The 11003-nt window shown below is 56.3% G+C and carries 16 protein-coding genes and 4 tRNA genes; 9 read left to right on the top strand and 11 right to left on the bottom strand.

The annotated features are described in order from the left end of the window. Positions 1-460 precede the first annotated feature (460 nt). The gene (locus JHD62_RS20170) at positions 461-1243 is read left to right on the top strand and encodes an exodeoxyribonuclease III (protein ID WP_199104380.1); all 783 of its coding nucleotides are present in this window, start codon (positions 461-463) and stop codon (positions 1241-1243) included. Between the two features lie 416 nt (positions 1244-1659). Here the strand turns inward: JHD62_RS20170 and JHD62_RS20165 are convergent, their stop codons facing one another. Then, a complete protein-coding gene (locus tag JHD62_RS20165; protein WP_199104379.1) occupies positions 1660-1950 on the bottom strand; it encodes an endonuclease/exonuclease/phosphatase family protein in 291 nt (96 codons plus the stop codon). Between the two features lie 76 nt (positions 1951-2026). Here JHD62_RS20165 and pyrE point away from each other — a divergent pair, with 76 nt between their 5' ends. Further along, positions 2027-2671 (top strand): orotate phosphoribosyltransferase, encoded by a 645-nt coding sequence (gene pyrE / locus JHD62_RS20160; RefSeq protein ID WP_199104378.1) that lies wholly within the window; start codon positions 2027-2029, stop codon positions 2669-2671. Next, the gene (locus tag JHD62_RS20155) at positions 2672-3277 is read left to right on the top strand and encodes a DUF4124 domain-containing protein (protein WP_199104377.1); all 606 of its coding nucleotides are present in this window, start codon (positions 2672-2674) and stop codon (positions 3275-3277) included. It begins immediately after the preceding gene. A gap of 47 nt (positions 3278-3324) precedes the next feature. Here the strand turns inward: JHD62_RS20155 and JHD62_RS20150 are convergent, their stop codons facing one another. From JHD62_RS20150 to cutA, 6 genes are all read right to left on the bottom strand, one after another. Then, a complete protein-coding gene (locus JHD62_RS20150; protein WP_062788367.1) occupies positions 3325-3651 on the bottom strand; it encodes a hypothetical protein in 327 nt (108 codons plus the stop codon). 130 nt (positions 3652-3781) lie between these two features. Beyond that, a tRNA-Lys gene (locus JHD62_RS20145) sits at positions 3782-3857 on the bottom strand. Between the two features lie 11 nt (positions 3858-3868). Beyond that, positions 3869-3944, bottom strand: a tRNA-Lys gene (locus JHD62_RS20140). Positions 3945-3975: 31 nt separating this feature from the next. Further along, positions 3976-4051, bottom strand: a tRNA-Lys gene (locus JHD62_RS20135). A 10-nt stretch (positions 4052-4061) separates the two neighbouring features. Further along, positions 4062-4137 (bottom strand) — tRNA-Lys (locus JHD62_RS20130). A 153-nt stretch (positions 4138-4290) separates the two neighbouring features. Then, on the bottom strand, positions 4291-4635 hold the full coding sequence (gene cutA, locus JHD62_RS20125; protein ID WP_233161123.1) for a divalent-cation tolerance protein CutA: 345 nt from the start codon (positions 4633-4635) through the stop codon (positions 4291-4293). On the opposite strand from cutA, the gene JHD62_RS20120 reads away from it, so the two are divergent. Then, positions 4634-5059 carry an FxsA family protein gene (locus JHD62_RS20120; RefSeq protein ID WP_199104376.1) on the top strand — a complete coding sequence of 142 codons (426 nt, stop codon included), beginning with the start codon at positions 4634-4636 and terminating at the stop codon, positions 5057-5059. The two genes, cutA and JHD62_RS20120, sit on opposite strands and share 2 nt — an antisense overlap. Before the next feature lie 8 nt (positions 5060-5067). On the opposite strand, the gene JHD62_RS20115 is transcribed toward JHD62_RS20120, so the two are convergent. Then, on the bottom strand, positions 5068-5364 hold the full coding sequence (locus JHD62_RS20115) for a DUF167 domain-containing protein (RefSeq protein ID WP_199104375.1): 297 nt from the start codon (positions 5362-5364) through the stop codon (positions 5068-5070). Positions 5365-5457: 93 nt separating this feature from the next. Between JHD62_RS20115 and JHD62_RS20110 the strand changes: the two genes are divergently transcribed. From JHD62_RS20110 to JHD62_RS20090, 5 genes are all read left to right on the top strand, one after another. Then, positions 5458-5922 carry a Dps family protein gene (locus JHD62_RS20110; RefSeq protein WP_062788372.1) on the top strand — a complete coding sequence of 155 codons (465 nt, stop codon included), beginning with the start codon at positions 5458-5460 and terminating at the stop codon, positions 5920-5922. A gap of 104 nt (positions 5923-6026) precedes the next feature. Continuing rightward, positions 6027-6899 carry an energy transducer TonB gene (locus JHD62_RS20105; protein WP_199104374.1) on the top strand — a complete coding sequence of 291 codons (873 nt, stop codon included), beginning with the start codon at positions 6027-6029 and terminating at the stop codon, positions 6897-6899. Positions 6900-6913: 14 nt separating this feature from the next. Continuing rightward, positions 6914-7288, top strand: a complete 375-nt coding sequence (locus JHD62_RS20100) for a VacJ (RefSeq protein WP_199104373.1) — start codon at positions 6914-6916, stop codon at positions 7286-7288. Positions 7289-7316: 28 nt separating this feature from the next. Beyond that, entirely contained in the window at positions 7317-7724 is a 408-nt protein-coding gene (locus tag JHD62_RS20095) for a thioesterase family protein (protein WP_233161122.1), read from the top strand. Positions 7725-7781: 57 nt separating this feature from the next. Beyond that, the gene (locus JHD62_RS20090) at positions 7782-8273 is read left to right on the top strand and encodes a TlpA disulfide reductase family protein (RefSeq protein WP_199104371.1); all 492 of its coding nucleotides are present in this window, start codon (positions 7782-7784) and stop codon (positions 8271-8273) included. Positions 8274-8332: 59 nt separating this feature from the next. Here JHD62_RS20090 and JHD62_RS20085 read toward each other — a convergent pair whose 3' ends face one another. The 3 genes from JHD62_RS20085 to JHD62_RS20075 all read right to left on the bottom strand — a co-directional run. Then, entirely contained in the window at positions 8333-9088 is a 756-nt protein-coding gene (locus JHD62_RS20085) for a molybdopterin-synthase adenylyltransferase MoeB (RefSeq protein WP_199104370.1), read from the bottom strand. A 108-nt stretch (positions 9089-9196) separates the two neighbouring features. Continuing rightward, a complete protein-coding gene (locus JHD62_RS20080) occupies positions 9197-10465 on the bottom strand; it encodes a sigma-54 dependent transcriptional regulator (protein ID WP_045846398.1) in 1269 nt (422 codons plus the stop codon). Beyond that, positions 10465-11003: PAS domain-containing sensor histidine kinase (locus tag JHD62_RS20075; protein ID WP_199104369.1), on the bottom strand; the 539-nt coding region annotated here is incomplete at its 5' end. The genes JHD62_RS20075 and JHD62_RS20080, both read right to left, overlap by 1 nt.

Below are 11003 nucleotides of genomic sequence, written 5' to 3'. Positions count from 1 at the left end.
GGCAGCGTCAGATGTGTATAAGAGACAGCCATTAGGCAGCACCTCATGATATATCAAGTCTGGTTAAATCAATATGTTTTCGGATGCTTTCGCAGTGCTTGGTTAGTCAGTGCGATCTCGATTACTTTATTCTCCTTATCTCCACGCCTGGCCAAACTTATTCGATCCACATGGCGACGAATTAGAAATGTAACACACAAGACTTCATCCCGAACATGAATGCTCAGTACTCACCTCTTCTCTATCTTACACACATCTCCAATAGAATTGTCTTGGCTGATGATTGATTTTTATTATAATATTGTGTTGAATATAAAAATTCACATTTCCATTCTATCACGCCCACATTTTGTTAACGAACGCTTAGTGCAAGTACATATGCGGCCGTTTAGAAAAATATGATTCCAATCGGTAAATTGATTTACAATAACAAGTCAGATGTCTTGCTGGAGGCTTAACAATGCTTAGAATCATCTCTGCCAACCTTAATGGTATTCGATCTGCTACGACTAAGGGCTTCCTATCCTGGATTGCTGACCAACAAGCAGATTTTATTTGTTTGCAGGAGTTGAAGGCACAAGCGAACGACTTGACAAGTGCAATGATGACCCCTGCGGGAATGAAAGGCTACTTCCACTTTGCTGAGAAAAAAGGCTATAGCGGTGTGGGGATTTACACCAAGTATTTACCTGAGCAAGTAATCGAAGGGCTTGGCATCCCTGAAATTGATGCCGAAGGCCGCTACATCGAATTGGTATATGGGAAGCTGTCATTGGTGTCTGTTTACTTGCCTTCGGGCTCTAGCGGCGATCACAGACAAGAAGCCAAGTTTGTTTTTATGGATCATTTCTACAAACATCTGGCAGATCTAGCTCATCGTGGACGAGAAGTTGTGATTTGCGGTGACTGGAACATTGCCCACCAGGAAATCGACCTGAAGAACTGGAAGGGTAACCTGAAGAACTCTGGCTTTTTGCCAGAAGAACGGGCATGGATGACTGCTGTTCTGAATGAACTACATTGGGTCGATGTTTACCGCCACCTGCACCCCGATACCACCGCTGAGGCCTACACATGGTGGTCGAATCGTGGTCAAGCCTGGGCCAAGAATGTTGGATGGAGAATCGATTATCAGGTAGCGACAAAGGAAATCGCCAAGACAGCTAAGTTTGCCTCAATCTATAAGGATGAACGTTTTAGCGACCACGCTCCGCTGACCATAGACTATGACTGGACAATGTAAGAGGTTATATCGTTGGGCGGAAAATAATGAGATGGGATATGTGGGAATTTTCGATACGCCAGCAGACATCCTCGTAAGCCTGGCCACGGTTGCTCTATCGGCTCTAGTCGGACGGATCGGGATAGAGCGTGCGCCAGACATCACACCAACCCACACGGCGCAGCAGGTCAGTCATTCAGGCAGCCTCCTCGGGCGGGAAATCAGTTTCTTCAGATTTCCATTCCAGTTTTCAGGTCGATTTCCTGGTGGGCAATGTTCCAGTCACCGCAAATCATGATAATCCGACCAGTTGCCTTGAGCTGCTCCAGATGCGGCATGGACACATCAAAGAACTGGAACCTCACCTGCTGACGCTCATCTCTGCTGGAGCAAGATGAGTGACACAGCCACACCACGCTCAGATTGCCAACATCCAGTTACGGAAAACGGCCTTCGGCGTCGATCCAGTCCACGCCCAGTCCTTCAATCACCGCGTCCGGCTGGCGGCGCGTGTAGACCCCCACGCCGCTATAACCTTTTTTCTGGGCATAGTGGAAATAGCCGGTCATGCCGTCCGGTGCCCGCATGCGCTCGCTCAGGTCCCCTGCCTGCGCCTTCAGCTCCTGCACACAAACGAAATCCGCCCCGATGGTGGACATCCAGTCAAAAAAACCCTTCTTGTCCGCCGAGCGGATACCATTGAGGTTGGCTGAAACGATTCGAAGCAATGCAGTCTCCTGTGCTATCCTTGCCGGCAAATTTTCCAGCCGTTCAGATAGTTAACTAGTTTCTAAGAGGAATGATATGAGCGATTTCCGCCAAGATTTTATCCGTTTTGCACTCGACAAGCAGGTTTTGAAATTTGGCGAGTTCATCACCAAGGCAGGGCGCAAATCGCCGTACTTCTTCAATGCCGGCCTGTTTAACGACGGCCTGTCCACCCTGCACCTGTCGCGCTTCTATGCCAAATCCATAATGGCGAGTAATATCGAGTTCGACATGCTGTTCGGACCGGCCTACAAGGGTATCATTCTGGCAGCCGGTGCCACCATGGCCATGGCCGAACAAGGCCGCAACGTTCCGTTTGCCTATAATCGCAAGGAAGCCAAGGATCACGGCGAAGGCGGCACACTGGTTGGTGCCCCGCTGCAAGGCCGCGTCCTCATCATCGATGACGTGATTTCCGCCGGAACCTCGGTACGCGAATCGGTGGAATTGATTCGTGCGGCAGGTGCCACCCCGGCCGGTGTTGCCATTGCGCTGGATCGCATGGAACGCGGTTCGGGCGAGCTGTCCGCCGTACAGGAAGTGGCACAGCAATATGGCATGCCGGTGGTCGCCATTGCCACCCTCAAAGACCTGCTGGGCTTCCTTGAAGGCAGCCCGGAGCTGGCACAACATCTGGCTACGGTACGTGACTACCGCGCCCAATATGGAGTGAATGACTAAATGACCAAGCACCTGCCCGCCCTGTTGATTCTGCTGAGTTGCGGTGCCGCCATGGCTGATGGCGGCCTGTACAAGTGGGTGGACGATGCGGGCAAGGTGCATTACAGCGATGCACCGCCCTTGCAGCACCAGAAGCAAGGCGTGGCGGAACTGAACCGTCAGGGCGTGGTACGCAAGCAGGCAGAAAGCGAGCAGGCACGTCAACAACGCGAAGCCAGCGAAGCCGTGCGCAAGCAGGAGCAGCAACGTCAGCTGGATAGCGCTCGCTATGACAAGAGTCTGCTGGAAAGCTATCGCAATGTGGACGAGCTGCGCCAGGATCGCGAAAAACAGCTGGGTATTTTGCAAGCCTCGCTGGATGCCCAGTATTCCCGCATGAAAACCCTGAACCTGCAGTTGCGCGACATGCTCAAGGAGCAAACTGTCAACCAGCAGCAGCATCGTCCGGTGCCTGCCGGCCTGCAGCACAATATCCAGGTCATCCAGCAAGAGCAGAAGGGCCTGGGCACACTGATCGCCACCAAGCAGGCTGAATACAACAGCGTGCGCCAGAAAATGCAGGAAGACATCGCGCGCTACCAGCAGATCTCGCGTGGCAAGCAGTAAAGCAAAAAGCCGGACTAACCGGCTTTTTTCAATTCAGGAGCTGGCGTTTACTGACCACCAGCTTCCTTGCGTTTCCAGGCTTCATTCAATTGCTGGGTCTGCTGCTGCATTTGCTGTTTGGCAGCCGCGTCGGCACTGGTGGCCGCAGCCAGTTCATCTGTCGCCTTCTGTACTGCATTCTGGGCATCAAGCAAGCGCTGGTCGGCTTGCTGCTTGGCCGCTTGTGCCTGCTTGAGCCGCTCGGCGGCCTGCTCCTGTTGGTTGTTGGCCTGCTGGTAAGCCATCTGTGCCGACAGCAATTGTTCATCGACCGTCTGCGCCAATAGCGGCAGCGGTGCTGCCAGCAACAGTACAACAGCAAATTGTTTGATCATTGCCTGGGCCCTCTCACAGCCATGGTTGACCCCGTCATTATCCACACCATGGCCAGCCTTGACGACCCTGGCGTGCGCCCGCCACAAAACAAAAGCCCGGTCACCTTGGCGACCGGGCTTTTGCTGATTCTGGTGGGTTGTGAGTGGCTCGAACACTCGACCTACGGATTAAGAGTCCGCTGCTCTACCAACTGAGCTAACAACCCGCATGAAGCGGTGGTGGGTCGGGCGAGATTCGAACTCGCGACCAACGGATTAAAAGTCCGCTGCTCTACCGGCTGAGCTACCGACCCGAGTCTTGCTTGTAGGCAAAACCGGAAAAACTGGTGGGTTGTGAGTGGCTCGAACACTCGACCTACGGATTAAGAGTCCGCTGCTCTACCAACTGAGCTAACAACCCGGATGAAACGTGGTGGGTCGGGCGAGATTCGAACTCGCGACCAACGGATTAAAAGTCCGCTGCTCTACCGGCTGAGCTACCGACCCACGAAAGAGTTCGCAACTATAATAAAACAGCCTTTTTCAGTCAATACTTTTACCGAATTAATTTGAAAAAACCGAGGCATAGACCCGAAATTCGTGCACATTCGCCGGAACCTGACAATCAGCAAAGCAGTCGAAAATAATTGCCGCCCCGGTTCAGCACTCTCTTGAAACCACCTCGGAAGATACCCATGTCAGATAGGCAGGCAAGCCCTGTGCGACTGGCAATGCAATGATTTCCGGCACATCATACGGATGCAGGCCTTGCAAGCGCTGCTCCAGTGCGGCATAAGCCGCAGCAGTGGTTTTGATGAGCAAGGGATATTCGCTGCCTTCCTGCAGCGCTCCTTCCCAGCGATACACCGCCTCACAGGGCGGAAGAATATTGACGCAGGCAGCCAACTGCTCCTGCACCAGAACATGGGCAATGTGCCTGGCCGTTGTTTCATCCGGCACATTGCAGAACACCATCAGACAATTCATACGGGTACCTCGATTCATGCGCGCAATTCTGTTGCTGTTACTGCTTTATCCCTTACTGGAAATCGCCACGCTGGTCACACTGGCCCACCACCTTGGTGGCGGGCTTGTTTTCCTGCTGGTCGTGGCCAGCAGCCTGCTGGGGATCTGGATGCTGCGCAACCAGAAACTGGGCGCACTGATCACCCTCACCAGCGTCGTGCGTCAGGGGCAGCAAGTTTCCCTGTATTCCTTGCTCTGGCCCTTGCGCTATGCGCTATCAGGCCTGCTGTTTGCCATTCCGGGCATTCTGAGTGATGTGCTGGCCATCTTGTTGCTGCTGCCATTCAAGGGGCCGAAGCTGAACACGATGGCAAATCCCGGCGCAATGGCCGATGATGTGATAGAAGGCGAGTTCAGCCGGGTAGACCCCAAACGCGGTGACTCGCAACGTCACCTGCCCTGAGGCTACACTCAGGGGACTTGCAGCAGTTTGAGCACGGCGGCTTCATCCAGCTCCGTGGCAATGGAAACCACCTTGTGGCGACTCTTGTCACCAGCCTGCAGGCTGACAGCACGTTTGCCAACCGAAAAACAGTCTGCCAGCCAGGCCAGCAAGACGGCATTGGCCTTGCCATCCACCGGCGGCGCTGCCAGACGGATTTTCAGGCATTCGCCATGCTCACCGGCGACTTCGGTTTTTCTGGCGCCCGGCTGAACATGCAGGGTAAGGCGCACGGCATTGCCGCTACAGACCAGCCAGGGTTTCATGGTGTATTTTTTCGCAAAATGGCAATTCTAGACGATCCGGGCCACATGCTGGCAAACCGTCGTTCCGGAATGGCTACCAACAGGAGTTTGCATATGGATATCGGCATCAACGAACAAGACCGTCAAGACATTGCTCATGGCCTTTCCCGGCTGCTGGCTGACACGTATACCCTGTACCTGAAAACCCACAACTTCCACTGGAACGTGACCGGGCCGATGTTCAACACCCTGCACCTGATGTTCGAAACCCAGTACAACGAATTGTCACTGGCGGTCGACCTGATCGCAGAGCGCATCCGTGCACTTGGGCATTTTGCACCGGGCAGCTATGCCGATTACGCCAAGCTGACCGCCATTGCCGAAGCTAACGGCGTGCCCAAGGCCGAAGAAATGCTGGCCCAGCTGGTGGATGGCCATGAAATCCTCTGTCGCACCGCCCGCAGCATTTTCCCGCTGGCTGACCGCGCCTCGGACGAGCCCACCGCCGACCTGCTGACCCAGCGCCTGCAAGTGCATGAAAAAACGGCCTGGATGCTGCGCAGCATGCTGGACAAATAAGTCCACGCATCATCCCGCCAACGCCGCGCCAGTCGCGGCGTTTTTCTTGCGGATGGCTGCTGCATGTTAAACTGCAGCAGACCAACGGAGCCTGCCGCACAACCATGACTGCCCATCTGCGCAACCCTGCCAGCCACAACCAGAAACTGACGCTGATCATCATGATCGCCGTTTCGGTACTGGCTCATGTCTTGCTGTTCGGTTCCAGCATGATTTCATGGGTCCGCCCGCTGCGACTGGCAGAAAGCCACACCATCAGCGTGAACCTGGCCAGCACGCCCAGCAAGAGCGCGCCGGACACCCGCCGCCTGGGCACCGACAATAATCAGGGCAGTGGCAATACCACCGAAAAATTCCGCCAGGCCAGCCATCGCAATCTCAACGAACAGCCGATACCCGCCGCACAAGCGGCGGAGCCTGCCCAGGCCGCGCCACAGCAACGCCAGGTACATACCATCCGCAAAGCGGACAACAAGCAGGCCGCAGCCTTGCCCTCCCCCAGCGCGGGTGACAACAGCAGCCCGCCAACGGCAGTGAATGCAGCCGCATTGCTGGCACAGGTGGGTGGACTGAACAGTGTGCAACGGGGTGATGTGGCTCTGAACGACAGTGCACAGGAGTCCGGTAGCAAAAACGGGAGTGGCGACAGCACCCACCGCTATGAATGGGCGCGCTACCAGACCGACTGGCGCTTGCGTATCGAACGGATCGGCAACCTGAATTATCCGGAAGAAGCCCGCCGCCAGAACGTTCATGGCTCGGTGACGCTGGAAGTGACCGTGGCCGCCGATGGCAGCCTGCTCAAATGCCGCGTACTGCGACACTCCGGCCAAAACGTCCTGGACGAAGCCGCCATGCGTATCGTGCGGATGAGTGCACCATTCAGCCCCTTTCCTCCGGCTCTGGCTCAGCAAGGTGCCAAAATCATCGTGCAAACCTTCGCCTTCACCCGCGACAACCAGCTTTCCAGTCATTAATGCAAGGATTCACCATGTTTGAAGTTAATCGCAGCATCGCCCTGATTCGTCCCCGGGCACCGTTTCTCGCATGGCTGCAACAACTGCCCGGCGAGCTGGACAACCAACTGGAACTGGAAAGTCTCACGCGGGACTGCAATGCCCTGCTGATTCCGGCGGCGGACGATTATGAATCCGCCCACGATTTTGTGCTGCAACACTACCGCATGCTGTTTCAGGCCGAGCTGGCCGACTGGTGCGATGACGAAACACTGTGGCCGGAGCAACTGACACCGGCCCTGTTCCTGGAGTGGTTCGATGTTGAAATCCACTCCGTTCTTACCGATATGGTCGAGACGCCACTAGAGCGCGAGCCATTCGTTCCGCTGGACCTCAATGCCGAGGATTGAGTCCCAGCTTCACACCGAGGGGAAACACATGACACATGAAACAAATATCAAGGTCCGTGGTTATCATCTGGACCTGTACGGCCACGTCAACAACGCCCGTTATCTGGAATTTCTGGAAGAAGCCCGCTGGACTTTCTTTGAAGAGCGCGGCGACCTGCCCTGGTTCCTGCAATCCGGCCTGGCACTGGTGGTAGTCAACATCAATATCGACTACCGCTATCCGGCCACCATGGGCGATGCGCTGGTCATTGCTACCTCGGTCAAGACCATTGGCAGCCGCAGTGCGGTCATGCACCAGCGCGTCACCCTGGCAGGCATTGACAAGGTGGTGGCGGAAGCCGATGTCACCTTCGTGGTGTTTGACGCCAAGCAGAACAAGGCGGTGACCCTTGAGGGACAATTGAAGGAACTCCTGCAATCCATGCTGGACCAATAGTGCCGGTTGCCCCACGCCTGTGGGGCTGCCGTTTTTCCACCTCCCGGATGACCCCGCATGAAGAAGGTTCTGCTCTCGCTCTTGGCCGTGGCCGTAGTCGGCCTGATTGCCTACACCACACTGTTCGACCGCAATGCAGCACCGCAGGTCAGCTACACCTCGCTTAGCGGCCAGCGCGCCGATACCGCCTCGCTCAAGGGCAAGGTAGTGCTGGTGAATTTCTGGGCTACCAGCTGTTCGGGCTGCGTGGAAGAAATGCCGGAAATCAAGAAGCTGCACCAGCAATATGGCAGCAAGGGCTTGCAGATCATGGCGGTCGCCATGAGCTATGACCCGCCCAACTACGTGCAGGCCTTTGTGCAGAAATACCAGCTACCCTTCTTTGTCGCCCTGGACGGCGAGGGCAGTATTGCCAAGGCCTTCGGCGATATCCAGCTGGCACCCACCACTTTCCTGATCGACAAGCAGGGCAATATCCTCAAGCGCTATGTCGGGGTAATGGATTTCAAGGAAGTACATCAGATCCTGAACCAGCAACTGGGTGCCTGAGCCATTCAACACAAAGCCCCGCCCATGCTGGGCTTTGTGTTGGTCAGAACCGGGAAAACTCAGGCCGCAGCACACACCGGGCAGGCCGGATCACGAGTAAACTTCATCTGGCGGAATTCACCGCTCAATGCATCGTACAGCGTCAGACGGCCAAGTACCGGTGCGCGGCCTGCCAGCAGCTTCACTGCTTCCACCGCCTGCAAGCTGCCAATTACCCCCACCAGCGGTGACAACACACCAAAGGTGGCACACGGACCATCAGAAGCCTCGCCCTCCTCGGCAAACAGGCAGTGATAACAGGGTGAGCCGGCAACACGCGGATCAAACACCGCCAGCTGTCCGGCAAAGCGCACCGCAGCGCCGGATACCAGCGGTACCCCGGCAGCCACGCTGGCGCGGTTTACTGCATGGCGCGTGGCAAAATTGTCAGAGCAATCCAGCAGCAGATCATGCGCCCGGGCTTCCTCCAGCAGGCGCGCGGCATCCAGCCGTTCACCCAGCGCCAGCACGGAAATATCCGGATTGAGTGCCAGCATGCGGGCACGAGCCGATTCAGCCTTGTTCTGCCCCAGTGAGGCCATATCGTGCACCACCTGGCGCTGCAGATTGCTCAGCTCCACCGCGTCGTCGTCGGCCAGCGTGATGTGGCCGATACCGGCACTGGCCAGATACAGCGCCACCGGCGAACCCAGCCCGCCGGCACCAATCACCAATACCCGCGCGGCAGCCAGCCGCTGCTGGCCTTCGATATCGATTTCCGGCAGCAGGATATGCCGGCTATAGCGCAGCAGCGCCGCATCGTTCAGATCTGTCATGAGGGTGAAGCTTAGTGAAATCAGTCGCCAGACGCCATAGTTCCTGCGAGCTAGCCGGAAAAACAAAACGCCAGCACGAGGCTGGCGTCTGGTTGGGCAAGCAGCGGATTATTCTTCCACCACCTTGCGGGCGAACTTGATGCCCAACTGCTTGAGCTTACGATACAGGTGAGTGCGCTCCAGGCCCACTTTCTGTGCCACGCGGCTCATATTGCCGTTTTCCAGCGAGATGTGGTACTCGAAGTAACGACGCTCCAGCTGTTCACGCAACTCACGCAAAGGCATGTTGAAGTCGAAGCCGGACTCTTCCACCGGTTTTTCATGGCGGAACTGGGCCAGTACCTTGTTGACTTCCGGGGCGTCCACATCATCCGACTCGGAGGTCAGCGCCAGGCTCTTGATGATGCTGCGCAGCTGCTCCAGGTTCCCCGGCCAGTCATACTGACGCAGGGCATTCAACGCCGCGGTGGTCAGTTTCTTGTTGGGGATCTGCCGTGACTCCACCAGCTCGATCAGGATCTGTTCGGCGATGAAGATGATGTCTTCCGCATGCTCACGCAGCGGCGGAATCGGCACGATCACGCTGGAAAGCGCAGTCAGCAGGCGGTTATCGCATTCCGGGTCCACCAGCAGTTCCTGCAATGGGCGGCTGCAGGAGCACAGCAGGCGCACATTGAAGCGATCCAGCTTGGACAGCAGGAACAGCAAACCTTGCTGCACCCGGCGGTTGTACTGGCCGATTTCCGGCAGGAACAACACGCCGTTATTCGCCTTTTGCAGCAACTCCAGCGGCGCATCAGCCAGTTGTTCCGGCTTGGCAGGCGTTACCCAGGGGGTATTGCCCTGATGGAAAAAGCGTGCCACCAGTTCGAAACCGGAGCCAGGTTCACCGGTCAGCAACACCGGAGACTTCACCTTGGCCACCCGCTCCAGCTGACGCTTGAGTTCCTGGATGGGTTCGCTGCGGCCCAGCTTGTCCAGGTTCAGCGAAGTATTGGCCTGCATGTCGCCATACTTCAGAGCCCGCTGTACGGTGGTCAGCAGCTTTTGCAGGGCAATCGGCTTTTCCAGGAAATCGAAAGCACCGATGCGGGTGGCTTCCACCGCCGTATCAATACTGGCATGACCGGACATCATGACCACCGGCATGTTCAACTGGCCGGACTTGGCCCATTCCTTCAACAGTGTCACACCGTCGCAGTCGGGCATCCAGATATCCAGCAACACCAGCGCCGGACGTGTCTGGTTGCGCAACTGTCTGGCTACCTCGGCGTTTTCCGCCAGGGCAACCGTGTATCCCTCATCCTGCAGGATCTCCGAGAGCAGTTCACGAATCCCGATCTCGTCATCAACAATCAATATATCGCTGCTACGCATTAGGCCTCCAGCAATGGCAGGGTGAGAAGAATGCGCGCGCCGTGCTGCTCGCCATTCCCCAATGTGACCTGACCATGGTGTTCCTCCGCTATTTTCTTCACCACCGCCAGTCCCAGCCCCGTGCCCTTGGGCTTGCTGGTCACATAGGGCTCGAACGCGCGTGGCAGGAGCTCGGCGGGAAAGCCCGAACCGTTGTCCTGCACGCAGACGATCGCGTTTCTTCCTTCTTGTCGGCTGCTAATGTGAATCATCGGGATGTCAACGTCAAGGACCGCATCCTGTGCATTCTGCATCAGGTTATGCAATACCTGCCGCAGCAGTGCGGCGTCCCCCATGATCATCAGCGGCCTTTCTTCCAGTTCAATCTTAACAGCCGGATTGGATTCGTACAGCGTACTTACCTCTCGCACCACCTGATTGAGATCAAGTTCACTGAGTTTGATGCGCGGTGCCCGGGCATAATCGCGGAAGGCATCCACCATGTTCTTCAGTGCCGCCACCTGCTTGATGATGGTGTCGGTAGAGCGTTTGAGCATGT

It is taken from the genome of Aquitalea sp. ASV11, from assembly GCF_016429185.1.
In the GTDB taxonomy this organism is placed as follows: domain Bacteria; phylum Pseudomonadota; class Gammaproteobacteria; order Burkholderiales; family Chromobacteriaceae; genus Aquitalea; species Aquitalea pelogenes.
Note: the sequence above shows the minus strand (reverse complement) of the source record. Positions and strands in the feature narration are given on the sequence as shown.

What these genes read in the sequence shown, in the direction of transcription:
- JHD62_RS20085 (WP_199104370.1), bottom strand. Translation starts at nt 9,088, where the DNA reads ATGACAGATCTGAACGATGCGGCGCTGCTGCGCTATAGCCGGCATATC.
- JHD62_RS20150 (WP_062788367.1), bottom strand. Translation starts at nt 3,651, where the DNA reads ATGATCAAACAATTTGCTGTTGTACTGTTGCTGGCAGCACCGCTGCCG.
- JHD62_RS20155 (WP_199104377.1), top strand. Translation starts at nt 2,672, where the DNA reads ATGACCAAGCACCTGCCCGCCCTGTTGATTCTGCTGAGTTGCGGTGCC.
- JHD62_RS20100 (WP_199104373.1), top strand. Translation starts at nt 6,914, where the DNA reads ATGTTTGAAGTTAATCGCAGCATCGCCCTGATTCGTCCCCGGGCACCG.
- JHD62_RS20115 (WP_199104375.1), bottom strand. Translation starts at nt 5,364, where the DNA reads ATGAAACCCTGGCTGGTCTGTAGCGGCAATGCCGTGCGCCTTACCCTG.
- JHD62_RS20090 (WP_199104371.1), top strand. Translation starts at nt 7,782, where the DNA reads ATGAAGAAGGTTCTGCTCTCGCTCTTGGCCGTGGCCGTAGTCGGCCTG.
- JHD62_RS20120 (WP_199104376.1), top strand. Translation starts at nt 4,634, where the DNA reads ATGCGCGCAATTCTGTTGCTGTTACTGCTTTATCCCTTACTGGAAATC.
- JHD62_RS20080 (WP_045846398.1), bottom strand. Translation starts at nt 10,465, where the DNA reads ATGCGTAGCAGCGATATATTGATTGTTGATGACGAGATCGGGATTCGT.
- JHD62_RS20170 (WP_199104380.1), top strand. Translation starts at nt 461, where the DNA reads ATGCTTAGAATCATCTCTGCCAACCTTAATGGTATTCGATCTGCTACG.
- JHD62_RS20105 (WP_199104374.1), top strand. Translation starts at nt 6,027, where the DNA reads ATGACTGCCCATCTGCGCAACCCTGCCAGCCACAACCAGAAACTGACG.
- pyrE (WP_199104378.1), top strand. Translation starts at nt 2,027, where the DNA reads ATGAGCGATTTCCGCCAAGATTTTATCCGTTTTGCACTCGACAAGCAG.
- JHD62_RS20095 (WP_233161122.1), top strand. Translation starts at nt 7,317, where the DNA reads ATGACACATGAAACAAATATCAAGGTCCGTGGTTATCATCTGGACCTG.
- JHD62_RS20110 (WP_062788372.1), top strand. Translation starts at nt 5,458, where the DNA reads ATGGATATCGGCATCAACGAACAAGACCGTCAAGACATTGCTCATGGC.
- cutA (WP_233161123.1), bottom strand. Translation starts at nt 4,635, where the DNA reads ATGAATCGAGGTACCCGTATGAATTGTCTGATGGTGTTCTGCAATGTG.